Source organism: Phenylobacterium sp. (genome assembly GCF_030697925.1).
Taxonomy (GTDB): domain Bacteria; phylum Pseudomonadota; class Alphaproteobacteria; order Caulobacterales; family Caulobacteraceae; genus Phenylobacterium.
The window spans coordinates 22,340-45,580 of the sequence record NZ_JAUYOJ010000150.1 but is presented as its reverse complement, the minus strand read 5'-3'; the positions used below and the strand labels follow the sequence as shown (position 1 = coordinate 45,580).

At 68.1% G+C, this 23,241-nt stretch carries 19 protein-coding genes; 5 read left to right on the top strand and 14 right to left on the bottom strand.

The genetic code is table 11. The annotated features are described in order from the left end of the window. A partial coding sequence (locus Q8Q88_RS14385; protein WP_305675872.1) for a helix-turn-helix domain-containing protein occupies window positions 1–343 on the top strand: 343 nt, incomplete at its 5' end. A gap of 57 nt (window positions 344–400) precedes the next feature. Here Q8Q88_RS14385 and Q8Q88_RS14380 read toward each other — a convergent pair. From Q8Q88_RS14380 to Q8Q88_RS14365, 4 genes are all read right to left on the bottom strand, one after another. Next, window positions 401–1,015 (bottom strand): thermonuclease family protein, encoded by a 615-nt coding sequence (locus Q8Q88_RS14380; RefSeq protein WP_305675871.1) that lies wholly within the window; start codon window positions 1,013–1,015, stop codon window positions 401–403. Between the two features lie 506 nt (window positions 1,016–1,521). Then, window positions 1,522–1,980: a toxin-activating lysine-acyltransferase gene (locus tag Q8Q88_RS14375; protein WP_305675870.1), complete on the bottom strand. Its 459-nt coding sequence runs from the start codon at window positions 1,978–1,980 to the stop codon at window positions 1,522–1,524. Window positions 1,981–1,996: 16 nt separating this feature from the next. Continuing rightward, complete coding sequence (locus Q8Q88_RS14370) at window positions 1,997–8,353, bottom strand: calcium-binding protein (protein WP_305675869.1); 6,357 nt, start codon at window positions 8,351–8,353, stop codon at window positions 1,997–1,999. Further along, window positions 8,353–9,690, bottom strand: a complete 1,338-nt coding sequence (locus Q8Q88_RS14365) for a hypothetical protein (protein ID WP_305675868.1) — start codon at window positions 9,688–9,690, stop codon at window positions 8,353–8,355. The genes Q8Q88_RS14370 and Q8Q88_RS14365 overlap by 1 nt, the downstream gene beginning before the upstream one ends. A 204-nt stretch (window positions 9,691–9,894) precedes the next feature. Here Q8Q88_RS14365 and Q8Q88_RS14360 point away from each other — a divergent pair, with 204 nt between their 5' ends. Then, window positions 9,895–10,434 (top strand): mobile mystery protein B, encoded by a 540-nt coding sequence (locus tag Q8Q88_RS14360; RefSeq protein WP_371129864.1) that lies wholly within the window; start codon window positions 9,895–9,897, stop codon window positions 10,432–10,434. A 38-nt stretch (window positions 10,435–10,472) separates the two neighbouring features. On the opposite strand, the gene Q8Q88_RS14355 is transcribed toward Q8Q88_RS14360, so the two are convergent. After that, window positions 10,473–10,949 (bottom strand): NIPSNAP family protein, encoded by a 477-nt coding sequence (locus Q8Q88_RS14355; RefSeq protein WP_305675867.1) that lies wholly within the window; start codon window positions 10,947–10,949, stop codon window positions 10,473–10,475. A gap of 119 nt (window positions 10,950–11,068) precedes the next feature. On the opposite strand from Q8Q88_RS14355, the gene tauD reads away from it, so the two are divergent. Beyond that, on the top strand, window positions 11,069–11,947 hold the full coding sequence (gene tauD / locus Q8Q88_RS14350) for a taurine dioxygenase (protein WP_305675866.1): 879 nt from the start codon (window positions 11,069–11,071) through the stop codon (window positions 11,945–11,947). Between the two features lies 1 nt (window position 11,948). On the opposite strand, the gene Q8Q88_RS14345 is transcribed toward tauD, so the two are convergent. The 5 genes from Q8Q88_RS14345 to Q8Q88_RS14325 all read right to left on the bottom strand — a co-directional run bounded on the left by Q8Q88_RS14345 (window position 11,949) and on the right by Q8Q88_RS14325 (window position 16,507). After that, complete coding sequence (locus Q8Q88_RS14345; RefSeq protein WP_305675865.1) at window positions 11,949–12,461, bottom strand: hypothetical protein; 513 nt, start codon at window positions 12,459–12,461, stop codon at window positions 11,949–11,951. 141 nt (window positions 12,462–12,602) lie between these two features. Continuing rightward, window positions 12,603–13,109, bottom strand: coding sequence for a gluconokinase (locus tag Q8Q88_RS14340; RefSeq protein WP_305675864.1), 507 nt, complete (start codon window positions 13,107–13,109; stop codon window positions 12,603–12,605). After that, the gene (locus Q8Q88_RS14335) at window positions 13,106–15,466 is read right to left on the bottom strand and encodes a transketolase (protein ID WP_305675863.1); all 2,361 of its coding nucleotides are present in this window, start codon (window positions 15,464–15,466) and stop codon (window positions 13,106–13,108) included. The genes Q8Q88_RS14340 and Q8Q88_RS14335 overlap by 4 nt, the downstream gene beginning before the upstream one ends. A 115-nt stretch (window positions 15,467–15,581) precedes the next feature. Beyond that, window positions 15,582–15,779: a hypothetical protein gene (locus Q8Q88_RS14330; RefSeq protein WP_305675862.1), complete on the bottom strand. Its 198-nt coding sequence runs from the start codon at window positions 15,777–15,779 to the stop codon at window positions 15,582–15,584. A gap of 47 nt (window positions 15,780–15,826) precedes the next feature. Further along, window positions 15,827–16,507, bottom strand: coding sequence for a spermidine synthase (locus Q8Q88_RS14325; RefSeq protein WP_305675861.1), 681 nt, complete (start codon window positions 16,505–16,507; stop codon window positions 15,827–15,829). A gap of 127 nt (window positions 16,508–16,634) precedes the next feature. Here Q8Q88_RS14325 and Q8Q88_RS14320 point away from each other — a divergent pair, with 127 nt between their 5' ends. After that, complete coding sequence (locus Q8Q88_RS14320; protein WP_305675860.1) at window positions 16,635–17,879, top strand: DUF1254 domain-containing protein; 1,245 nt, start codon at window positions 16,635–16,637, stop codon at window positions 17,877–17,879. On the opposite strand, the gene Q8Q88_RS14315 is transcribed toward Q8Q88_RS14320, so the two are convergent. Next, window positions 17,876–18,565, bottom strand: coding sequence for a VOC family protein (locus tag Q8Q88_RS14315; protein ID WP_305675859.1), 690 nt, complete (start codon window positions 18,563–18,565; stop codon window positions 17,876–17,878). The two genes, Q8Q88_RS14320 and Q8Q88_RS14315, sit on opposite strands and share 4 nt — an antisense overlap. A gap of 18 nt (window positions 18,566–18,583) precedes the next feature. Further along, on the bottom strand, window positions 18,584–19,228 hold the full coding sequence (locus Q8Q88_RS14310; protein ID WP_305675858.1) for a TetR/AcrR family transcriptional regulator: 645 nt from the start codon (window positions 19,226–19,228) through the stop codon (window positions 18,584–18,586). Between the two features lie 89 nt (window positions 19,229–19,317). Here Q8Q88_RS14310 and Q8Q88_RS14305 point away from each other — a divergent pair, with 89 nt between their 5' ends. Next, complete coding sequence (locus Q8Q88_RS14305) at window positions 19,318–20,469, top strand: S9 family peptidase (RefSeq protein ID WP_305675857.1); 1,152 nt, start codon at window positions 19,318–19,320, stop codon at window positions 20,467–20,469. A 34-nt stretch (window positions 20,470–20,503) separates the two neighbouring features. Here the strand turns inward: Q8Q88_RS14305 and Q8Q88_RS14300 are convergent, their stop codons facing one another. Together Q8Q88_RS14300 and nagE are read right to left on the bottom strand one after the other, a co-directional pair. After that, window positions 20,504–21,394: a PEPxxWA-CTERM sorting domain-containing protein gene (locus tag Q8Q88_RS14300; RefSeq protein ID WP_305675856.1), complete on the bottom strand. Its 891-nt coding sequence runs from the start codon at window positions 21,392–21,394 to the stop codon at window positions 20,504–20,506. A 149-nt stretch (window positions 21,395–21,543) separates the two neighbouring features. Next, on the bottom strand, window positions 21,544–23,241 hold the full coding sequence (nagE, locus tag Q8Q88_RS14295) for an N-acetylglucosamine-specific PTS transporter subunit IIBC (protein ID WP_305675855.1): 1,698 nt from the start codon (window positions 23,239–23,241) through the stop codon (window positions 21,544–21,546).

Below are 23,241 nucleotides of genomic sequence, written 5' to 3'. Positions count from 1 at the left end.
CCAGGTCGGGATGCAGATCCGCGCCCGGCGCAAGTCGATCGGGTCAAGCCAGTCGACGCTGGCCGAGGCGATCGGCGTCAGCTTCCAGCAGGTGCAGAAATACGAGCGTGGCGCCAACCGGGTCTCGGCCTCGATGATGTCGCGGATCGCCAGCCACCTCGGATGCCGGCCGGCGGATCTGATGCCGACGGGAGACGGCGGAGACGCCGTTCCGTTGGACGCGGCGTTCCTGAGCCAGGCCGGCGGACTTGAACTCGCCCAGGCCTTCATGAGCCTTCCGCCCAGGCTCAGGCGCGCGATCGTCGACCTTGCCCGAGCCATGGCGGCCGCGGACGGCTCGTGAAAGCTGACCGGGGCGGCAGACGAGATTGATGGCGCCGGCCTCCAGCGATGATCACGCCTAGCGCCCCCGGTAGGGCTCGCAGGCGAGGCCGTCCCCGTCGCCATCCAGGTTGGGATTGTATCCCGGGTCGCCCCGGGACATGGGCGCGGCGCCGGCCGCCCGCGCCGCAGCGCACGACTGGAATGGAGCTGGACCGGCCGATGCGCGCGCCGGCGACGCCGCCGCCGCCCGACGAACATTCGGATCGCGGCCCTCCGCGGCGCGCCCCTCTGTGACGCCGGCGTTCCGCATCAGGTCCCCGATAGGGCTTCCATGGATCTGGCATCGCGCCGCGATCCGGTCATAGGTTCGAAGATTGGCGACGCACACGGCGTGCTGGCCCAGCGCGAGCCGCGCCAAGGTCGACTTCGCCGCGGCGCCTCCCGGCTGGCTCAGCTCTGTCGCGTGGAAGTCCGCGAGGCGCACTTCGACCCAGTCCGCCACGCCGGGGCCCACGGCGACGCACATGGAGTCGCCGTCGATCACATGGGAAACCGGCCCGGAAAAGCTCGCCCCGAAGGCCAGATATCCCGGCAGCGGACCCTGCTCGGGAATGGCCTCACAGGGATCGGCCCAGGCCGGCGCCGACCAGGTGAGCGCCGCGGACAGGGTCAGGATCGCGAGCCGGAGCATTGGGCGATGCTAACCCACACCGGCCCCTGCGGCCGCCCGCCAAAGGCGGCGTAGGGGCAGGTAACCGTCCCCACAATGCCGTTGCGCCTTTGGCGATTCCGCGTCCTGCGCCAGCGCGGCCGCACAACTTTCCGCCCGCCCCATCTCACCAAGCGTGAGCTCCCTTCTAGGCGCAGGGACGATTGCGGCCCGGCCCGGCGAGCCGTGACGCGATGGGAGGTGGATCGTCTGCGGTCGCGCTCCGCGCGGCGCCGCCGCGCGCGCAGCCCAAACGTCCGCCGTGTCGGGCGCGCGCGCCAGGCCGCGTAGGCCATGTCGATGGAGAAGGGACATGCCTAGCTGGGCGGAGGCGCCGCCTGCAGACGCGCGAGCCTCCAGCACGTCGAGATCGGTGCTCAGGGCGAGCTCAAGGGCGGTGAGCCCCGGGCCGTTGGCCGATGCGCCAGGCGCCGCGCACGCCCCCAGCGCAATCGAGATGGCGGCCAAGATGCATCGGCGTCGCATGTCTAATGCGTCGTCTGCAGGTCGGCGGGATCGATGGTGGTGACCGCCCTGACGCCATCCTTGAGGTGATGGAACTTGAACGGCTGGCCTTTGAAGATTGTCGTGGCGAGGTCTGCAAGGATCCGGTCCTCGCCGCCGAAGGGCGCCACTAGTTCGATGAGCCACGCCCGGTCCCCATTGCGCCACTCGTCGGGCCTCAACTTGGTTGCGCCGGCGATCAGCCGGGACTCGGTGTCCTCGGAGACAAATGCCCAGAGGGCGACCGCAGCGGGGCTGTTGTCGCCATTATACATCCTGAACTGCTCGAGCAGGAGCGCCGGCATGCATAGCCACTCAAGGTCGCCGATGAAGAGCTGGCGATGGCTCGGCGACTGGGTAAGCAGCCACGTCACTTCCCCAAGGACTTGGGCGACGGTCTTCGGACTGGCCGCGTCGCTCGGAGGTTTGAGGTTGTCCGACATGACCCTTCCCCTCGGCCTAGCCCGCGATCGCAGGATGCGAAGGTCGAGCTTGGGGCCGCATGCTCGACGCGGTCAACGTGTCGAGCGCCTCACCTCGCCCCGCACGCGTCCAGACCGCCGGCGCCGCACCCTCATCGCCGAACGCCGCCAAGGCCTGGCGCAGCAATTGCTGACGCCGCACCATGTCGGGGTTCACCGTCGCCTCACCCGACGCCTGGGGCCCCTCAGAGGCGCGCGCCAGCTCCGCCATGAAGGCGGAGAGAGGTCCAGCATATGGCGTTTCGCCTAGGTGGCCGGCCTTCCACCAGCGCGCGCCATGCTGCCCAGGCAAGTGTGGCTCCGCCGACGGAGCGATGGCACTCCGGCCAAGCTCCAATTGCGGGTCTGGATTCCCGCTGGGCCCGGGAAGTGACCAATCCGCGGCCTCGGCGTCCAGCGTGTGGCCGGGGGTTGAGGCGCCCTGCGCCATGGCGCCAGCGTCAGCGTCGGCGGCCAGCATGGCGGCGGCCGGCACGGCTGAGGATGCCTTGGCTTGGCTTGGCCGGTCGGCCGAGGCTGGCTTGGCCGCCAGTTGCTCAAGCAGACGCGTGTCCATCGGCTGGCGCTTCTGCTTCTCCAGCTCGGCCTTGGCCGGGTCCAGCCTGTAGTCCCAGAGCTTGCGCGTGAATGGGTCCAGGTTGTCATGGTCAGCGAAGTCGACCTTGGCGGCCGCGGCCACCAGATCGTAGCCCAGGGTGCGCTCCCTGAGGTCCTTCTTCGGATCGTCGACCTTGCCGGCCTTGGTCCGGGCGTCCTGTTTGGCGTCATTGGTGACGCGGCCAAGCTCGCCGTCCGCGCCTAGGTCGCCCCATTCCTTCTGGTAGGGACCGGCGTAGAGGCCCTCAGAGTTGATCAGCCGACGAGCCAGGGCGACGTCGTAGGCGGTTCCCCCCTTACCGTCCTTGGTCGTGTAGCTCATCGTGTTGTTGATGAAGCTCTCGGCCGTCGTGTCCCCGTCGTAACCGGTGGCGACACCTTTCAGGCTGATGGACGTGACACCGGCCTCGGCCAGGGTCTGCAGCTCCAGCTTGGTTGAGCGGCCGTTCTGGTTCTTGTCGGTCCAGACCAGGAGCTTGCCGAAGTCCTTGTCCTTGGCGTCCAGCACGCCGTCGGCGTTGCTGTCCCAAGCGGTGAGGCCTTCCAGGTCAGTCTTGGCGCCGGCCTTGTCTTGGGTGAACGAGATTTCCGACAACCTGTTGATCGCGCCGTCGCCATTGCGGTCCACGGCCAGGAAGGCCTCGGTCGGACCGATCCAGCCGACGCGCGTGAGCACGCCGGTGGCGGTCTTGGCGATGACCCGGGTCTCTTCGATCCCGGAGAGGTCGAGGCCGTCCCCGGCTAGGTCCAGGACGATGGGGTTCCAGTCGGGCGGGTTATAGGTGTCGATGGTGTTCCAGTTGAGGTCGAGCTTGCGGATGTCGATCGAGGCTCCGCCGACGGTCACGAACTCAACGACGCCCTCGCCATAGTGGGTGATGTCGGTGTCGACGTTGTGGTAGCGGGTCGCCCCCCCGGCGATCAGCACCCGGTTGCTCACTTGGGACGCGGTCAGGGCGGGGTTGGCGCGGTCGCGCACACCTACATAGAGCGAGCCGTTCATGACCTCGTAGATCAGGTCCTCGGCCACCACGCTCGGCCCGAAGGCGAGGGTGTCCTCGCCGCCCGCCTCGACGATGTAGTCCTGCTGCGCCCCGCTTGCGCGGTCAAAACCGTAGCTGTCATCGCCCGTGCCGCCGTAAAGGGAGTCGTTGCCCAGACCGCCAACGAAGACGTGCGACATCTGTTCGACGCCTGAGCTGCGTGTGCGCATGACGTCGTCGCCGTTCAGCCCGAACAGCAGGTCCCCGTAGCCGGCCGCGCCGTTCATGGTGTCGGCGCCGTCGCTGGAGGCGACACCGTTGAGCGCCTGGTCGAGGTCGAGCGTCGCCACCCCCCCAAGGTTCAAGGACTTGAGCTTCGGCACGTTGGCGTTCGCCCAATTCCCCGAGACGCGGACCTTGTCGCTGGTGCCGCGGATATAGATGTCCAGATAGCCCCCAGACCCGCCCGCAGTCCCGATCAGCAGGTCCTGGAACAGGACGTCCCCGCCGATCGAGAGCGTGTTCCAGCCGGTCGTGTCTTCATTGATCAGGTCGTTGCCGTCGCCGCGGACAAAGGCATAGGTGTCGGCGCCCGCGCCGCCCGCGAGGGTGTCGTCCCCCCCGCCGCCAATGAAGACCTGCGCGCCATCGCCCGCTGATAGGTTGTCACCGAAGGCCGATCCGGAGACCCCTTCGACCTTGACGTAGGTATGACCGCTCGCCAAGCCGCCTGAACCTGCGCCGTTGGAGTAGCTTGAGCCGTTATAGCTCCCCAGATAGAGGGTGACGCCCGACGTGGCCGCCGCGTAGTCGACGAGGTCGTTGCCCTCGCCCCCGTCATATATGTCCGATCCAGCCGTGGCGTAGACCTGGTCGTCCCCCGCCAGGCCAACCAGTTGGTTGTCCCCAGCATTGCCCTTCAAGGCGTCGGCGAACCGGGACCCCGTGACATGGTCGATGTTGGTGAAGGTATCGCCGGAGGCGTCTCCGCCGAAGGCCTCGCCGCTGGTGAGGTCGACCGACACGCTGCTCTTCGAACCCGCGTAGGAGATCATCACATCGGCCGTCGGATCGCCGGTCAGCTGATCCTCGCCCGCGCCCCCCTCCAGGGTGTCGGAGCCAGTTGCGCCGTTCAGGGTGTCATTGCCGTCGGCCCCCGTCAGGACGTTGTTTCCGGAATTGCCGGTGAGCTGGTCGTTTCCAGCTCCACCCTTGGCGTTCTCAATGCTGGTCCAGCTGTCGCCGTAGTAGGACGTGGCCGTCAGCGACAAGACGACCGGGAACGTGCCGAAGCGTTCGAAGCTGATGGTGTCGGACCCGGCGCCGCCGTCCATATAGTCGTAGGTCGTGCCGCCGTCGCCGTTCACGATGAAGGTGTCGTCGCCACCCTCCCCGTTCATGGTGTCGGTCCCGCCCTTGCCGGAGAACACGTCGTTGCCGTCGCCGCCGTAGTGCAGGTCATTGCCGGCCCCGCCCGACAGATAGTCCTCGCCCAGGTCGCCGTAGAGGGTGTCGTCGCCATCGCCGCCCAAGGCCACGTCCTGGTCCTTGCCCGAGACGATCAGGTCGTTGCCGGCGCCGCCGTCAAGCCAGTCCCAACCGGTCCGACCCTGCATCGTGTCATTGAACGCCGAGCCCAGCGCGATGTCGTCGCCGCCGGCGAAGGTCGAGCCGCCCGACGACCCATAGTCGTCGATGAGCTGACCGGAGCCCGCGCCACTCGCATCCTTGAAGTTCGCGCCCGCCATAGCGGTCCCCGAATCCCAGGCCGCATAGCCCGATCCCGTGGGACTGAAGAAGGTCGCGGTCGGGATAAGCACGGAGCGACCATCCGCGGCCGCCCCGGCCAGGGGCGAAAAGAACCCTGCACCGAGCCCGGCTGGCGTCACCGCGAACTGGACGCCGCCGCTCTGCGATGAGGCCCTGATGTCCTCATAGGCCACGTTGAGCGCGGCGGACTGGAAGCTGTCCACGAAGCCCCGCATCCCGCCATAGAAGTCCGACGGCGCATACTGGTCGAGCTTGAGCTCAGAGGCCCGCTGGAGGGAGACGATCCAGGGATTGGCGGCGATCTGGGCGTTGAGCGCCACGACGATCCGGTCGATCTGGGCCTTGTTGCCATTGTAGGTCGACTGGTCGCTCGGGGAGAGGGCCGCAACTCCGCCGAGCTGCAGCTTGTCGACCAGGGCCTTGTTGGCGGCAGCTTCGTAGTAGGTCTGGTCGGCGGCGGACAGCGCGCCGTAGGCGCTGTTGATCGCGGCGTCCACGAGGGCCCGGTTGGCGACATAGAACCTGTAGTCGTCAGCGATCTGCAGGTCGCCGATCATTGATGTGAGGTCCGCAGCCGGCGATTGATAGAGCGCCCGCTTGGCCAGGATCGAGCCTCCGACGATCTTGGTGTTCCGCACCGCCGTCAGCGATCCGAACTCGACGGCCTTGTCGGCGGAGTCGAAGTTGGTCTGCACGCCGTTGATCTTGACGTAGAGCTGGTTCCCGGAATGACCATAGGCTTGGTTGGTCGCCAGCCCGTTGAGGTTGGTGACATAAAGCGGACCGTCGTTGAACGCCGTCATTGCGATGAACTGGTTCAACGTGTCGCGCGCATAGGTCGCCATCGAGGTGACCAGGTCGACGTTGCCATTGTTGGCCGAGGTGATTGTCCCCAACTCGTAGCGGGCGACCGGGACCTGGAGGATGGTCTCAGCTGAGGCGGTCGGCGTCTTCGGCTTCTTCTTGCCGAAGAGATTGCCGATCAAGGCGCCCAGGACAAAGCCGATGAAGGCGCCGACGCCGGGGATGATGGCGTTCCCAAGTAGCGAGCCTTCCTTGGCTCCGAATATCGCGGCGATGCTCGAGCTTGCCGACCCGATGAACCCGATGCCCTCGACGGCGAGGTAGGTGCCGACCGCTGAGCCGATCGAGGAAAGTGCGACGCCCGCCTGGGTCTGCGGCGAGACCAGCATCGCACCGAGCTTCGCCCCGATGAAAGAGCCGATCGCGCTGGCCAGCAGGCTGCCCAGCCCGCTCGTCGTCGTGACGCCCGTGGTCGGGTCGACCACGTCGGCGATATGGAAGCCGTCGAAGACACTCGCGGGGCCGATATTGAAGAGGTTCGAGAGGGCCTTGTTCAGGACGGTTGCGCCGCTGACGTTGAATAGGTCGGCGCCAAACCCCTCCAGGCCGAGCGCCTCGCCAAGCTCCAGGGTGAGCAGCGAGCTGACCGTGCCGATCGCGGCCTGTCCCATTCGGGCTGCGACGTCGGTCCCAAAGCTTGTCTTGGTGTTGAGGCTGGCTTCGGTCGCGCCTGGAAGCGCGGCCTCGAGCTTCACGCCACCGAAGATCGCCGTCGCCAGCCGCTCGCCAATCTCTCCCAGGAGCGACGAATACACGATGCCGCGCGCCGCCGACCCGCCAGCGATGTAGTTGCCAAGCGTCGACCCCGCTATGCCAGCGATGTCGGGCGCAAAGGCCCGATAGGTCGTGTTGCGCTTGACCTCATCGGCCGGTGAGCCCGGGACGACCGAGGCGATGTCGCTGGCGTCGGTGGTTAGGCTGAGCACATTCTGCGCGCGCTCTGGTGTGGCGTTCGACTGAAGCCGCTGGATGAAGGAGAAGAGATCGCCAGCGACCTTGTAGACGCTGTTGCCGATCTTCACGAGCGGGTTCCAGACGCTGCCCGTACGCCGTCCCGTGACGACGAGTTCCTCGACCGTGACCGAGCCATCAGCGTTCAGGACCGAGGCGTTGCCGCGGTAGGTCTGGTGATCGCCGGTGCTGTCAGCGCGCATGTAGGTGTTGAACATGCCAGGGGCGTAGTTGGCGACTGTGGTCACCGATCCGCCGTTGACCGAGTAGCGCAGCGTCCCAGCATCAAGCTCAAGCGTCCCGGGTGAACTGCCGAGATAGGTGTAGCTTGCGCGCTGGAGTATCGCGAAGTCGTTGAGGCCGCTAAGGCTCAGGTCGCCGACGCTCGGGGAGGTTCCCGATCGTACCTGGTAGGTGTCCGTGTAGCCTGAGAACACCACCCGCGAGGCCAACGGATCGGATAGGAAGATTTCGTGGAACTCGGTGTGTGTCTTCTTCCCAAGTGGAATCTCTACGAGGCTCGATCCAACCAGTCGCTCGCGATAGAATCCGCCATAGAATACAGTATCACCCAGGGCGTAGTTCCGACCGACGTTATTGATGTAGAGGATATCCGCCTTGGACTGGTAGTTGGTCAGGATGCCGTTGAGGTTGCTGACCCCTGTCGCTTGCGTGACCGCGTCATCCCAACCGGCGCCATTCCACCGCCCAAAGGTGACCCCTTGGATATTCGGTCTGTTCTGCGCCTTCCAGGCGGCCATCTGCGCTGTGGCCAGCGCGCCGCCCAGGGAACTGCCTGCGCCGACCAAGGTCGCGGTTGGATTGGCCGACGCGATCTCCTGAGCGAAGGCGATGGCAGACAGAAGCTGCGAATTGTCGTTGAGGGGGAAGGGGCCATTGAAATTGTCCGGCCCGTCCTTCTCCCACCCCGCGTTCACCACCACGATGGTGTTCGTCCCGTTGCGCTTCAAGGCGACGGCCTTGTAGCCGTTCGTCAGGTTCTTGCTGGCGAGCCGCGTCCAACCACTAGGCTGCGACGCGCCTAGCGCAAGGGTCTCGCCGCCTTTGAAGCCGAAGACATAGTTGGAGAGGAGCGCATAGGTCGCAGTGTCGAGCGGCCGATTGGCGAGTTGCGCGCGGATTTTGTAGAATTGCTGTTGGGTCGGCACTACCCGGCGCTCCTGCAACGGTTCAGTCGAGAGATGGAGATTTGATCGGCCAGGCCGTCATAGACGGCCACGAACGCCCCGTTCCGGTCGACCGCATCAGCGCCATACGCCCCATGGCCCGAGAGTTGGCACGCGCGTGCGCCCTGGATTTCCAGGACGCCGTCTTCAGCGACGGCGACGAACCCGCCGTCCTCGAGGGGCTCGAGGTGGCCCTTGTCGAAGTTCACCCGCCCGATCGGAGCGAATGCGTAGACGATCGCCTGGCTAGCCGGGCCCGACGCCAGGGGAAGGCTCCAGGCGACCGGCGTGAGGCCCGGTGCGGGGTCAAGGCCGGTGTCGAGGGCGAGCAGCCGCTTGGCGTCCGCGCCCAGGGCGATCGCCACATTCGCCTTGGGCAGGGCGATCGCGGTCTCAGTGGACTCGGCGCTGAGGGGTTGGATGATCGAGACATGCGCCTGGCCGGTTCCGCCGTCCGAGCCATGCGGGCCATGGGCAGCGACCAGGACAGGGGCCGCGGGCGATCCCGCAAGCTGGCACTGGCTGACGGGCGAAGCTTGGGGCGGGCCCTGCCCGACCTCTCCCGCGCGGTTGACAAGGATCACACCCGCCTTCGGCGCGCGATCATTGGGCGCGAAGGCCAGGTGGTCGAGGGCCGAACGGTTCTGGCAGCCGATATAGGTTCCCACCGTCTGGACCAGCGCCACCGGGACGAAGGCCTCGCCGTCGAACCGGCGCACGCGGACTTCGTTCGGCGTGCCGATCGGGCGCACCGGCTGCATGGCGAACGCGAACCTGCCGTCCGACAAGAACCCCCCGCCGATCAGGCGTTCACGGCCTGGCGGCGGTAGGTCGAGGTCATGCCAGCGGCCCCCGGCATAGATCGAGACCATGTCCATGGCCCGATCGCCGTCGCCTGCGTTCCGATGGAGCGCCACTTGGCGACCGTCGCCAGAGACCCACAAGCCGTAGACTGTGTTCGACCTTGGCGGCTTCAGGAGCGCCGGGCCAGGACCTTGCAGGGGTTCGGCTAGGAGCTGGACGCCATCTGGGCCCGGCACGAAGATCGCCCGGCTGGCGATGACCCGGCCCATCGCCGCTTCGATCCGCGCCTCGCCCTTGGCACGCGACCCATCAGCTTCGAACGGGCCTGCCGTGTCGGGCACGGCCATCTTCCAGGCCTTGATCTGGTCAGGTGAGAAGGCCGCGAACGCCTGCCGCATGTCCCTTCGATAGGCCACGTCGCGCTGGGCCTGTGTCGGTAAGGGCGAGACCAGCTCCGGCGCGCAGCCTGCTAGCGCCATGACAAGCGCCAAGGCCGGCCCCTTGAGGCGATCCACGCGGACGCGCCTGGGCGCCTTGCAACCTTGCCGTGGAGGCCCTTCGCGGGAACGCCCCGGCTCCGCTCCCGCCGTGGATTGGGTTGTGGCGGGTCCACCGCAAGCAGCCTGCATGACTCTACTATTCGTAGAGCCCCCTCTCGCGTCAAACGAATTTGAGGTTTTTGCACAATCATCACGTGCGGGACCAATCCAGCCCTAAAGATGAAGTGTTCCAAGCAACATCCCGCCGCCCACTGCGGCGATGCAAGGCCCCGACCGGCTCGGAAACGACCTTTGGCCGCTGGTGGCCAAGGGTGGTCGATGGCACAGGCCCCGTCGACGACGATGCTCGGCCGCCACGGAAGCCCAGGCAGGGGCCCATGGCGCTGCGGGCGCTGGGCCGGCGCCCTCAGCGGTGAAGCCAACCGACGCATTGGCGTGGACTACTGGCTTATCGAACCCGAATTGCGCCAACTTCTCGATGACGTGCGCTACTGGGCTGAAAACCAGACCTTCTCGCGAGATGAGATCGCCGTGCGATTCCACCGCCGACTGGCGGTGATTCATCCCCTCCCAAACGGGAATGGTCGTCATTCCCGGCTAGTCGCAGACCTGCTTGCCGTGCAGCTAGGGCAAGGGCGATTTACGTGGGGGAGAGAAAATCTGATCGAGGCGGCGGAAACCCGCCGCATGTATGTGGCGGCGTTACGGGCGGCGGACACGCACGATATCGGGCCTCTCCTGGCTTTTGCTCGCAGCTAGACGTGAGGATGGACACCGAGGGCTCGCCGCGACGTGTGCTAGGAACCCCCCATACCGCCACGGAGAGCCCGTGTCGGTTCGGGTAGGCGCGGGGTCGGGGTCGGGGAATAGGGCGTCAGGATCAGGGTCCGGTCCTGGATCGCGCCCATCAGTGGCCCATGTTCCTCGCGGCTCTTCGCCTTGATGTCCGACCACGCCTTGTCGGCCATGAAGCCGGCCCAGCGCTCGGCCATCACCTCGCGGCTGGGCCATTCCAGCAGGTGGACGAACTCGGTCTTAGCCCCGGCCTTGGCTTCCCACATGGCCAGGATCTTGAAGTCATGTCGCTCCGTGATCCGCGCCGCGTGGTCGCGGAACCGGGCGTGGAAAGCGGCCTCCTTGCCCTTGAAGACCTCGTAGATCCGTAGCTGGTGGATAGGCGGCTGAGCGGGCGTTTCGGCCAGGGCCGGCGCGGCCCAGGCGGCCAGCATGACGACAGCCGCGGCGATGGCGCCGCGCAGGGTGTTGGGGGCCATCCAGGGTTTCCTCGACCTCGTTGAACCCGACAGGTGGCGGGTCCGGCGCGCAGGTCAAGCCCACCCTTGGCCCGCTGGACGGGAGGGGCTTAGATGGCGAGCCTCTCGGAGCCAAGACCATGCCCAAGTTCGCTATCAAACCCTTGACCCCGGCCATCGGCGCCGTGATCGAAGGCTGCGACCTCGCCCAGCGCCTCGACGACGAGCAGCTGGCCGAGGTCCGCGGCGCCCTGCTGAAGCATCAGGTGATCTTCTTCGAAGACCAGCACATCAGCCCGGTCCAGCACCGGGATTTCGCTGCCCGCTTCGGGGCCCTGCACACCCATCCGCTCTATCCGGGAGTGCCCGAGGCGCCGGAGCTGTTCATCCTGGACAACCATCAGGACAACCCGACGGACAACGACAGCTGGCACACCGACGTCACCTTCATCGAGACCCCGCCCATGGCCTCGATCCTCTACGCCAAACACCTGCCGCCCTCAGGGGGCGACACCATCTGGTCGAACATGAAGACGGCCTATGAGGCCCTATCGCCCACGTTCCGCGAGTTCCTGTCCGGCCTCGACGCGGTCCACGACTTCGCCCGCGGCTTCCCGCAGCGGGGCATCGTCGCCAAGGGGGCCGGCGAGGACAAGCACGCCAAGGCGCTCGCCGAGCACCCGCCGGTGCTGCACCCGGTGGTCCGCACCCATCCAGAGACCGGCGAGGACGGGCTGTTCGTCAATTTCGGCTTCACCGACCGGATCAAGGGCCTGCGCCGCAAGGAGAGTGACGCGATCCTGGGCATGCTGTTCGAGCACATCCAGAAGCCGGAGTTCCTGGTCCGATGGCGCTGGAGCGAGAACGCCGTAGCCTTCTGGGACAACCGGGTGACCCAGCACTACGCGGTCAACGACTACCTGCCCCACCGCCGGATCATGAACCGCGCCACAGTGCTGGGCGACCGGCCCTATCACCGCTCGCGCAGGCCGGCCGGGGTCAAGGCCGCGGCCGAATAGGTCAGGGCGCCGGCGGCGGCGTCACCATGGCGAACTCGCGCCCGCCCAGCGTGGCCAGGGCCGTGGAACAGGCCTGGCTGGCGGCGCTCTGGTCGTCGGCCTTGTAGCGCAGCGTGGTGACAGCGAGCGCGCCGGCCTTGCCGTCCAGCATCTGGATGGCGGTGTCGGCCAGGGTCTCGCGCGTATAGACCGCGCTCAGGCAGGCGTCGCGGACGGCGCCGGGGGCGTGGGCCTTCTGCAGGGCGCCGAAGGCGGTGAGGCAGGCGGCCTTGGTGGCGCCCACCGCGGCGCGGGCGCCGGCCTGGGGCGAGGTGGAGGACGCCAACTGATCGATGTGACCGCCGGCCCGGTTCATGGCCTGTTCGCAGGGTTCGACGATGCCGCGCACGTCCTGGACCACCTGCGCGGCGCTCGGCGCGGCGGCGGCGACCTGGGTGAGCGGAACATTGCGAGCGGGCTGGCTGCAGGCGGCGGCCAGGACCATCAGGCTTGCGAGGACGAGGTTGCGGAACACGGGGAGGACTCCGGGGATTTTTCAGTCTTAGCTACGGAGCCCGAGACAGAATTGACGCCTCCCCGCGTCAAAAATCCTTGGGCAGAGCCCCACATAGTAGCGCCGAGTGGTTACGCCAAGGTTGCCTGACATTTCAAATTTCTAATGTGGCGCGAATTCCACGATCCGCGCGCAGACCTCGTCCACCACCGTTTCGACGGGGCGGGCGACGTCCACCAGCCAGGCGTCGTCGGGCGGCGTCAGGGCCGTGAACTGGCTCGCCAGCAGGCTTTTCCCGGCGAAATGACCACGGCGGCCAGCCAGGCGCGCGCCGATCAGCTCGGGCTCGCCGGACAGCAGGATGTAGCGCACGGCGCCGTTGAACCCCGCCTCCAGCCAAGCGCGCACGCTAAGGGTGAGCGCCGAGCAGGCGAGGACGATCATTGGTCCATCGGACCGCGCCAGGGTGGCCGTGAGCGCCTCGATCCACGGCCTGCGGTCCGCGTCGGTAAGCGGCTGGCCCGCCGCCATCTTCTCGCGATTGGCCTGCGGGTGGAAATCGTCGGCCTCGACGAACGGCAAGCCCAAACGCGCGGCCGCCGCCCGGCCAATGGTGGACTTGCCGCTGCCGGCCACCCCCATGAGGACGATGAGCGTCCGGCCGGTCATGCGTCGCGGAGGAAGAGGCCGGCGCAGGCCTCGACGATGGCCTGGGCGTCCAGGCGGTAGCGCCGGTAGAGGTCGGTGAGGTCGCCCACCTGGCCGAACTCATCCAAACCGAGCGGACTGACCCGCTGGCCCACCACCCCGCCCAGCCAGGAGAGCGCGCCAGGCGAGCCGTCGATCACCGTGACCAGGCCGGCGCCCGGGGCGAGCTCCGAGAGCAGACGCTCGGCGTGGCTCGTCCGCAGCGCGCCGCCGGTCCAGCGCGAACGCTGAGAGGCCATCCAGTCACGGTGAAGCAGGCCCGGCGAGACCACGTTCAGCACTCCGATGCCGTCGAAATCCTCGGCCAGCTGGTCGGCGGCCTCCAGCACCTCGGGGGCCACCGCGCCGCAGAAGACGATGGCGGCTTCGGCGTTCGCGCCGGGTTTGCGCAGCCAGTAGGCGCCCTTCAGCGCTTCGTCGCGCCACGTGTCGTCCTGGCGTTCGACCTGCGGGAAGGACCGGGTGGTCAGCCGCAGATAGACCGAGCCCCCGTCGTCGGCCTGCATGTGCCCGAACGACCAGCGCATGACCTCGGCCAATTCGTCGACGAAGGCCGGTTCGAAATAGGTGAGCTTGGGCTGGCCGATGCCGATCACCGGCGAATGGATCGACTGGTGCGCCCCGCCCTCGGGACCGAGGGTCAGGCCGGAGGGCGTGGCCACCAGCATGAAGCGGGCGTCCTGGTAGCAGGCATAGTTGAGCGCATCGAGGCCGCGGGCGATGAAGGGATCATAGACCGTGCCGATGGGCAGCAGCCGCTGGCCCCAGATCGCTCCCGCGAGGCCCAGGGCCGCCAGGTTGAGGAACAGGTTGTTCTCGGCGATACCCAGCTCGATGTGCTGGCCCGCGCGCCCGCCGATCCATTTCTGGGTCGAGGGGATCTTGGCGTCGCGGAACACGTCGCGGGTCTCGCGACGGCGGAACAGGCCGCGATGGTTCACGAAGCCGCCGAGGTTGGTGGAGACCGTCACGTCGGGCGAGGTGGTCACCAGCCGCCCGGCGATCGGGTGGTCCAGCTTCGACAGGTCCAGCAGGATTCGTCCGAAGGCGGCCTGGGTGGATTGCTCCTTGCCGTCCGGCGACGGGAACTCGGACCGGTCGGGAATGGGGATGACCGGCGCGACGGGGCGACGATCGGTGGGTTGGGCGAAGGGGGAAGCTTCCACGAAAGCGCGCAACGCTTCGGCTTCCTGCGTCGGCACGCCGGCATAGGGCTCCCATTCCTCGCCTTCCGGCACGGCCAGGGCCTGGCGCAGGGCCTCCACCTGGCTGGGGGTCATCAGACCGGCGTGGTTGTCCTTGTGGCCGGCCAGGGGCAGGCCGAAGCCCTTGATGGTGTAGGCGATAAACAGGGTGGGCGTGTCGTCGGCCGAGGCGTCGGCATAGGCCTCCAGCAGGGTCTCGACGCAATGGCCGCCCAGGCCGGTCATCAGGGCCGCCAGCCCAGGCTCGTCATAGCTGTCCAGCAGGGCCTTCACATGGGGCCGCTCGCCGATGTCGCACATCAGCCGCACGCGCCAATCGCCCTGGTAAGTGAGCGCCGCATAGTCGGCGTTGGGGCAGGCGTCGATCCAGGCCCGCAAATGCTCCCCGCCCGGCCGCGCGAAGGCCGCGAGCTGAGCCTTGCCGTGCTTCAGGTTCAGCACCCGCCAGCCGAAGGTGGCGAAGATGTCGTCGAACCGGTCGAACATCCGATCGGCGGTGGTCGCGTCCAGGCTCTGCCGGTTGTAGTCGACGATCCACCAGGCGTTCTTGATGTCGTGCTTATAGGCCTCGATCAGGCACTCGTAGATATTGCCCTCGTCCAGCTCGGCGTCGCCCAGGGTCGCCACCATCCGTCCTTCGCGCGCCGCATCCAGCCAGCCGTGGGCCTTCAGATAGTCCTGGGTCAGCGAGGCGAAGGCGGTGACCGCGACGCCCAGGCCCACCGAGCCGGTGGAGAAGTCGACGTCGTCATGGTCCTTGGTCCGCGAAGGGTAGGACTGGGCGCCGCCGAAGGCGCGGAACCGCTCCAGCTGGTCGCGGGACTGGCGGCCCAGCAGGTACTGGATGGCATGGAACACCGGGCTGGCGTGCGGCTTCACCGCCACCCGGTCCTGCGGGCGCAGAGCATGGAAATAGAGCGTCGCCAGGATGGTGGTCATCGAGGCGCAGGAGGCCTGGTGGCCGCCCACCTTCAGCCCGTCGCGGCTGTTCCTCAGATGGTTGGCGTTGTGGATCGTCCAGGTCGACAGCCAGCGCAGCCGCTCGTCCAGCCGGTTCAGGTGCTCGACCGTGCGGTCGGCGGTAGGCGCGGTCTTCAGACTGGCGCGAGACATGGATGGCGGTTCCCTTGCGACCCCGCTGGCCTATCACGACCCCATGCGGAGAAATTTGCAAAGACAGCCGTCGCGACCCTCGGTTCGGGGCAGATTGTGCCTTGGCGGGCGACGTCTAGCCCTCGGGCTCGCCGCGCGCGTCGATGCGGTCCTCGAGGTCGATGTCGTCGACGATGACCCCGTCGGAATCGGTCATCTCGAAGGGCACGCCGTCGGCGGTCAGCTCCTCCCACTTGGCGAGAGCCGCCTCTTCCGTGTCGATCGTGTATGTCACTGCCCGGCCGGGATGGCGGGCCGATATCCTGTATGCCATGGGCCATCCTACCTGCGGTGCGGCCGAAGCGCGACGCCTGTCGTGGCTCAGGCCCCCGGCGCCGTGGCCAACCAGATCACATGGCGCGCGCCGCGGGTCCCGCCGGTCGCCCGCACGCGCACCTCCTCGACCGCGAAACCCGCCTTGCGAAGCCGCTGGGTGAAGGCCGCGTTCGGCGCTGAGGACCAGACGGCCAGCACGCCGCCTGGCCGCAGGGCCCGGCGGGCGGCGGCCAGCCCCGACTGGTCATAGAGGCGGTCGTTGGCCTTGCGGCTCAGGCCCTCGGGGCCGTTGTCCACGTCGAGCAGGATGGCGTCATAGGTCGCCTGGGCCGCCCCGATCACCGCGCCGACGTCCCCCTCGCGAAGGGTCAGGCGAGAGTCTTCAAGGCATCCGCCGGAGATGTGGGCCATGGGTCCGCGCGCCCAGGCGATCACCGCCGGGACCAGTTCGGCCACCGTGACCTTCGCGTCAGGACCCAGGTTCCCCAGGGCCGCGCGCAGGGTGAACCCCATGCCGAAGCCGCCGATCAGGGTGTGGGCTTTCGGCCGGTCCTCAAGACGCGCGCAGGCCAGGGTCGCCAGGGCCTTTTCGGAGCCGCTCAGACGGCTGTTCATCAGCTCGATACCGCCGGACATGATCGAGAATTCGGCGCCGCGCTGCATGAGCCGCAGTTCGCCGCCGTCGTCGGGGACGGTGGTCGTATCGAGGTGGGTCCAGCGAATCATCGTGAAGGGCGTCCTTGAGCGCGTGCTGACATATACCGGGCCGCACGCCCGACCCCTCGGGCAGATTGTGCCTGCATGGCTCGCCGGGATTTGGCACAAGGGCCGAAAGGCCGGATTGGGGAACAAGATGGGCGACATGGCTGAGGGCGCGCTGCGCGCGGCGGCGAAGGAAGCCTGGATCTACGGCCTGCCGCTGATCGAGATGGCCATGACCCGCCAGAACCGGGCGGGATTCGGGGGGGCGCAGAACGCCTTCGGCCACATGCGCGACCTGGCCGACCACAGGATGCGGGCCGTCACCACGCCCAACAACGACACGCTCTACACCAGCGCCCAGATCGACCTGACCCAGGGCCCGGTGACCATCACCCTGCCCCGGTCCGGCGACCGCTATCTGTCGCTGGCCCTGATGGACGCCTACACCAACAACTTCGCCATACTGGGTACGCGCACCACAGGGCCGGACGGCGGGACCTTCCGCCTGGTCGGTCCGTGGGACGCCGCCGAGCCGGGCGACGCGATCCGCAGCCCCACACCATGGGTCTGGGCGCTGGCCCGCATCCTGGTGGATGGCCCCGACGACCTGGAGGCCGCCCGCGCGGTCCAGTCGGGGATATCGCTCCAAGGGCCGCCCGGCCCCGAAATCGGCCAGTCCTTCGCGCGCCGCGCCGCGCCCTGGCGGGACTATTTCGCGTCGCTCGACGCCCTGATGAAGCTGAATCCGCCGCCCGCGACCGACCGGGCGATCCTGAGCCGCATGGCGCCGCTGGGGCTGGGCGCGGGCTTCACCGCCGACCGGTTCAGCGACGCCGAGGTCGCCGAGATCGAGGCCGGGGTCGCCGACGCCAGGGCCGGCTTCACCCGCGGCGCCTTCGGCTCGGTGATCGATGGCTGGTCCTATCCCCGCGCGGAGCTGGGCGACTTTGGGCAGAACTACGCCTATCGCGGGCTGGTGGCCGTCGCCGGGCTCGCCGCCCTGCCGCCGGTCGAGGCCATGTACATCCGAGCCATCGGCAAGGGCCGCGGCGTCTTCGACGGCCTGCGCGACTGGCGGCTGCACTTCCCCGCCGGCCAGCTACCGCCGGTCGAAGCCTTCTGGTCGCTCAGCATCTATGAGGCGACGCCGGAGGGTCAGTTCTTCTTCGCGGAAAACCCGCTGGGCCGTTACGCCATCGGCGACCGCACCGAGGGCCTGGAGATGAACGAGGACGGTTCGCTGGACATCTGGATCGGCTCACGCCGGCCCGGGCGCGACAGCAACTGGCTGCCGGCGCCGGCGGGGCCGTTCGGCCTGTTCTTCCGCGCCTACTTCCCCAAGCCCGCCATGCAGGACGGAAGCTGGCGGCTGCAGGCCTTGGAAGAGGTCGACTAGGCCGGCTGCCTTACCGGCGGGTCGACATAGGAGGCCGACGCCGTGATGACCTCGTCGGGGACCGCGATCATCCGCAGATAGGCCTCCTTCGGATAGGCCATGTGCGGCTTATCCTCGGCATAGGGCGGCTGGGCCACCGGGCTTGGCCCCGCATAGGCCGCCGGCGCGCGGAAGCGGGCGGCCTCCGCCGCGTCGATGCCGGCCTTGGCGAGGACGGCGGGATCGATCCAGGCCTCCGGGTCGATGGCCTCCTGCGAGGTGGCGACCTCCAGGGTCATCTGGTCGGGCCCGGCGAAATAGATCGAGCGGCACATGCCGTGGTCGATTGGGCCGATGACATTGATCCCGTGGCTGCGGATCCGGTCACGCATTGCGATCAGGTCGGCGTCTGTATCCACCCCGAAGGCCAGGTGCTGCAGGGTCCCCGGCGCGCTGGGCAGGGCGCCATTGCCGGCGTGGGTCTTGCCCAATTCGACGGGGATCTTGTCCACGTCCGGCAGCTGCACGATCGAGAAGTAGGAGTGGTCGTTCATCCGCAGGAAGGCGTGCAGGCCGCCCGGCACGCCGTGCATGTCGAACAGGGCCACCAGCGGACAGCCCACGACCTCCGAGAAGAAGGCGATGTGCTTCTTGATGTCCCCGGCCATGAAAGCCAGGTGGTGGATGCCGGTCGGTTGCTGCGCCATGGGTTTCTTCCTGTCGGGCTATGTCGTGCGCGGTTGGAGCAGGCCGCCCAGCAGGGCGTCCAGGATCAGGCGTTCGTGGGCCTCGCGGGCCGCCGGTTCCGACGGGTCCAGGCCGAAGCTCCTGCGCATCATGGGCGCCAGGTTGATCACCCCGGCGCCGGCGGCCTGCAGGGTGATGATCATGGTCGCCGCCGGGAACGGCTTCAGCGCCCCGGAATCGATGGCCGCCTGGGCAAGTTCGGCCAGCCGGCGGTTGCGCGGCCCGATCAGGTGGGCGTCCAGCCAGTCCAGCCGCTCGCCACCCGCCATGCCTTCCAGCGCCACGATGCGCCCCAGCGCCGGGTGGTTCCAGGAGATGCGCAGGAAGAGCCGCATCGCCATGCGCAACTGGACCTCCGGAGGCGCGTCGGCGGCGGCCTCCAGCAGCCGCTCCTCCTCGGAGATCACCGCGCGGAGCTGCAGCATGGCCGCGCGCCAGAGCTGGCCCTTGTCGGCGAAGTGGTAGTGCAGGGTCGCCTGGGAGACGCCGGCCTCGGCGGCGATCTCGGCCATGGTGGCCCGCTCGAAACCAAGGCGCGAGAACAGCTCCAGCGCCGCCTCGCGGATTCGCGCCGCGGTCTGCGGCCCCTTCCTCGCGGGCGCTTGGGCGACGGCCACGGACATCGGCCTTGACTCCATTGCCAGTATTCCTGACTTTCAAATCAGAAAATGAAGCTCGCCGCAATACTGGCGCGCGGGCACGGGAGGAACCGATGGCGATCGTCCGCGAGCCCTACGGCTATTCCTATGCCGAGAAGAGCCGGCTGAAGGAGACCTATGGCGGTCCCGAGGGCCAGGTCTTCGTCGAGTGCATGCGCATCCGTCCGGACACGGGCGAGTCCAAGACCGTCATCCTGTTCAGCCACCCGATCGGCGGCGGCTCGTTCCTGCCGCTGGTGAGCGCGCTGGCCCGCGCCGGCCGCCACGTCATCTATTGCAATACCCGTTACCGGGGGAACGACACGGCGCTGATCCTCGAGAAGTGCGTGCTGGACCTGGGCGCCTGCGTGGCCGATTTGAAGAAGCGGTTCGGCTACGAGAAGGTGGTGCTGGGCGGCTGGTCCGGCGGCGGCTCGCTGTCGATGTTCTACCAGGACCAGGCCCAGCGCCCGACCATCACCGCCACCCCGGCCGGCGACCCGGTGGACCTGGTCGGCGCGAACCTCCAGCCGGCCAACGGCCTGCTGCTGCTGGCCGCCCATATCAGCCGCTCGGTGACCATGACCGAGTGGCTCGATCCGTCGATCCTGGACGAGGACCGGCCCTTCGACCGCGACCCGGGCCTGAACATCTACAGCCCCGACTGCCCGGCCCAGCCGCCCTATGACGACGCCTTCGTGGCCCGGTTCCGCGCGGCCCAGATCGCCCGCAACCGCCGCATCACGGCGCGGGCGAAACAGACCCTGGCGGAGCTCAAGGCCGGCGGCGATCCCGACATGGAGCGGCCTTTCGTGGTCTACGGCACCATGTGCGACGTGCGCTGGACCGACCCGACCCAGGATCCCTCCGACCGGCGGCCCCACACCTGCTACCTGGGCGAGCCGCGCATCGCCAATGACGGGCCGGTGGGGCTGGGCCGGTTCACCACCCTGCGCTCATGGCTGTCGCAATGGAGCTATGATGAGAGCCGCGCCAATGGGGTGCTGAACGCGGCGAACGTCACCTGCCCATCCCTGACCATCAACAACACCGCCGACCTCGCCTGCACGCCCAGCCACGCGCGGCGGCTGTTCGCCGCGCTTGCCTCGGCGGACAAGACCTATGTCGATATCCAGGACGCCGACCACTACTACATGGAGCGGCCGGACCTGCTCCCGCAGGCCACGGCCGCGGTGACCGGCTGGCTGGACGAACGCGGCTTCTAGGTCGCCCCCGCCCAGCCCTTCGGTGTCGTGACGATCAGGCCGCCAGGGCCACGGTCCGGCGGCGGCGGAGCGCCACGCCCGCCAGGCCGAAGCCCGAGATCATCATCGCCCAGGTCGCCGGCTCGGGAACCGCCGAGACCTCGAAGTCGAAGGTCGAGGTGGTCTGGCCGAAGCTGAAGCTGACATTGTCGACCGCGCCGACGAACGTGCCGGGGCTCCAGCCGGAGCCGACGCCGGTCGAGAAACCGATCACCTTGGCGCCGGCGTTGGCCGCCGACCAATCCGAGAGGCTGTGCAGGCAGGACTGGCAGTGCGGTCCCACGCCGCCGGGCGGCGGGATCACGAAGTTCGAGCCGGTGGCCCAGAACCGCGAGGTGGTCGTGTCGATCAGGGTGGTCTGCCAGGAGTCGGTCGGCACCGTCCCCGGCAACTGCTGGTAGGGCTCGAAGACGAAGTAGCCGAAACCGCCTTGAGCGTTGGTCACGGCCAGGCGAAACGCCGGGGCCGGGGCCGGACCGATGGTCGAGGCGCTGTCGCGGAACCAGTCATAGCTGGCGCCGGTGAAGTCCGTCAGCAGCTGGGGCTGGGAGAAGTAGTACTCCATGTCGGCCTTCGACGGGCCTGACCCGTCGGTGCTGAAATAGATCGAGCCGTTGCCGCCGTTGGCGTCGGCATAGTCGGTGGTGATCCCGACCACGCCGTTGCCGCGGACGTTGCGCTGCTGCCATTCGTTGAACGCGAAGGCCTCGTCGCCGAAGCCGACGGCAGCAGGATTGGTCGACCGGGTCCCGGTCGAGTCGGTGGTGGTCGAACCGGCGGAGATCGAGCCCAGTTCGGTGTTTTCGACCACGGTCGCCGCCGCGGGCGCCGCCGTCGCGAAGACCGCCAGCATGGTCGTAGCGGCAAGCATGACTCTAAGCTGCATCAGAACCCCCAAATGTTGAAAAATGAGAACCCCTGGTGGCTAAATTCTGCCACCGCGTGCAGCCACGTTAATCATTATTAACTACGAGGGAAGCGCCCTTCCCCTTGAGGTTGAATCTCGGGGCAGGCGCAAGAAGGCCGGGAGTCGAGCTATCCGCCCCGGATCCCCTCCGCCAGCGCGGCGGCGTCGGAGGCCAGCAAGAGCTGCAGGCTTCCCGCCGTGGGATCGACGATGGCGCGGGCGCCCAGCGCGGTGAGGGCCGCCCGGTCGATCAGGTCCTTGGCGGCCAGGTCGAGCCACAGCCGGTTGGACGCCGCCCCGGCCGTGAGCACGTTGCCCCGCCCGCCCAGGGCCTTCAGCCACGGACCGGGGTCCGCGGCCTCGGCCGGCGGCGTCGCGAGGCCCCGCGCCACAGCTGCGCGGATCTCGCCGGCGACCTGGTCGGCCGCGGGCCCCAGCACCACCTGCAGGGCCTTTTCGGACGGCCGCACCATGCCGCGGGAGCCGAGCCGTTTCAGGGCCGCCTCGTCCACCGCCTTGGGATCGGCCAGGATCAGCCGCAGGCGCGTGGTGCAGGCGTCGACGCCGACCAGGTTCGCGGGTCCGCCCAGCGCGGCCACGAAGTCGGCGCCCCGGCCTCCACCGGCCCCGGCCATGGGTGCGGCGACCGCCTCGCCCTCGGCCTCGCGGCCGGGGGTCTTCAGATCGAAGCGCACGATCGCCCAGCGGAAGAGGCCGTAATAGAGGGCGAAATAGGCCAGGCCGACGGGGATCAGCAGCAGCGGTCTGGTGGCTTTGCCGTAGTTCAGGAAGTAGTCGAAAAAGCCCGCCGAGAAGCCGAAGCCGAGCTTCACGTCTAGCAACCCCATGACGATGAACGACAGCCCGGTGAGCAGGGCGTGCAGGGCATAGAGCGCCGGCGCCAGGAACATGAAGGTGAACTCGATCGGCTCGGTCACCCCGGTGAGGAAGGTGGTCAGCGCCATGGAGGCCAGCATCCCGCCCACCGCCTTGCGTCTCGCCTGCGGGGCGGCGTGGTACATGGCCAGGCAGGCCGCCGGCAGGCCGAACATCATCACCGGGAAGAAGCCGGCCATGAACACCCCGGCGCTCGGGTCGCCGGCGAAGAACCGGTTCAGATCGCCCGTGGCGCCGCCATAATCGCCGACGATGAACCAGGCGATGTTGTTGAGGATGTGGTGCAGGCCCGTGACGATCAGGGCCCGGTTCAGCACCCCGTAGACGAACATGCCGAGCTCGCCTGAGCCGATGATGGCGCGGCTGGCGGCGTCGACCCCAGAATTCACCGCCTCATAGCTGAACCCCACCAGGGCGGCGAGGCCGAGCCCAGCGAAGCCCGCCACGATCGGCACGAATCGCCGGCCGCCGAAGAAGGCCAGGTATTCCGGCAGCTTGATGTTGGAGAACCGGTTGTAGAACTGCCCGCCAATCACCCCGGAGAGGATGCCGATCGGCACGCTGAGCTTGGCGACAGCCTTCTCCTTGAAGCCCGCCGTGGCCAGGGCGACGGCGTCCCCGATCATGCCCTTGAGAGCCTCGGGCGGGACATGCAGCAGGGTCTGTGCGCCCTCGACCGCGATGAGGAAGCAGACCACTCCCGCCAGGCCCGCCGCCCCGTTGTTGTCGCGGGCTAGGCCCACCGCGACGCCGGCGGCGAACAGCAGGCCGAGATTGGCGAAGATCGCCTGACCGGCGGCGGCCACGAAGGCGATGTTCAGCAAGTCCGGCTGACCGAGCCGCAGCAGAAGACCCGCCACCGGCAGGACGGCGATGGGCAGCATCAGGGCGCGGCCCAGGGACTGCAGGCTTTCGAGGGGCGAGGCCAT

Excerpts from the sequence above, each read along its gene's own strand:
- Q8Q88_RS14305 (WP_305675857.1), top strand. The coding sequence starts at position 19,318 with ATGGCGATCGTCCGCGAGCCCTACGGCTATTCCTATGCCGAGAAGAGC.
- nagE (WP_305675855.1), bottom strand. The coding sequence starts at position 23,241 with ATGGCCTCGCCCCTCGAAAGCCTGCAGTCCCTGGGCCGCGCCCTGATG.
- Q8Q88_RS14310 (WP_305675858.1), bottom strand. The coding sequence starts at position 19,228 with ATGTCCGTGGCCGTCGCCCAAGCGCCCGCGAGGAAGGGGCCGCAGACC.
- Q8Q88_RS14300 (WP_305675856.1), bottom strand. The coding sequence starts at position 21,394 with ATGCAGCTTAGAGTCATGCTTGCCGCTACGACCATGCTGGCGGTCTTC.
- Q8Q88_RS14375 (WP_305675870.1), bottom strand. The coding sequence starts at position 1,980 with ATGTCGGACAACCTCAAACCTCCGAGCGACGCGGCCAGTCCGAAGACC.
- Q8Q88_RS14335 (WP_305675863.1), bottom strand. The coding sequence starts at position 15,466 with ATGTCTCGCGCCAGTCTGAAGACCGCGCCTACCGCCGACCGCACGGTC.
- Q8Q88_RS14380 (WP_305675871.1), bottom strand. The coding sequence starts at position 1,015 with ATGCTCCGGCTCGCGATCCTGACCCTGTCCGCGGCGCTCACCTGGTCG.
- Q8Q88_RS14355 (WP_305675867.1), bottom strand. The coding sequence starts at position 10,949 with ATGGCCCCCAACACCCTGCGCGGCGCCATCGCCGCGGCTGTCGTCATG.
- Q8Q88_RS14320 (WP_305675860.1), top strand. The coding sequence starts at position 16,635 with ATGGGCGACATGGCTGAGGGCGCGCTGCGCGCGGCGGCGAAGGAAGCC.
- Q8Q88_RS14325 (WP_305675861.1), bottom strand. The coding sequence starts at position 16,507 with ATGATTCGCTGGACCCACCTCGATACGACCACCGTCCCCGACGACGGC.
- tauD (WP_305675866.1), top strand. The coding sequence starts at position 11,069 with ATGCCCAAGTTCGCTATCAAACCCTTGACCCCGGCCATCGGCGCCGTG.
- Q8Q88_RS14315 (WP_305675859.1), bottom strand. The coding sequence starts at position 18,565 with ATGGCGCAGCAACCGACCGGCATCCACCACCTGGCTTTCATGGCCGGG.
- Q8Q88_RS14330 (WP_305675862.1), bottom strand. The coding sequence starts at position 15,779 with ATGGCATACAGGATATCGGCCCGCCATCCCGGCCGGGCAGTGACATAC.
- Q8Q88_RS14340 (WP_305675864.1), bottom strand. The coding sequence starts at position 13,109 with ATGACCGGCCGGACGCTCATCGTCCTCATGGGGGTGGCCGGCAGCGGC.
- Q8Q88_RS14360 (WP_371129864.1), top strand. The coding sequence starts at position 9,895 with ATGAAGTGTTCCAAGCAACATCCCGCCGCCCACTGCGGCGATGCAAGG.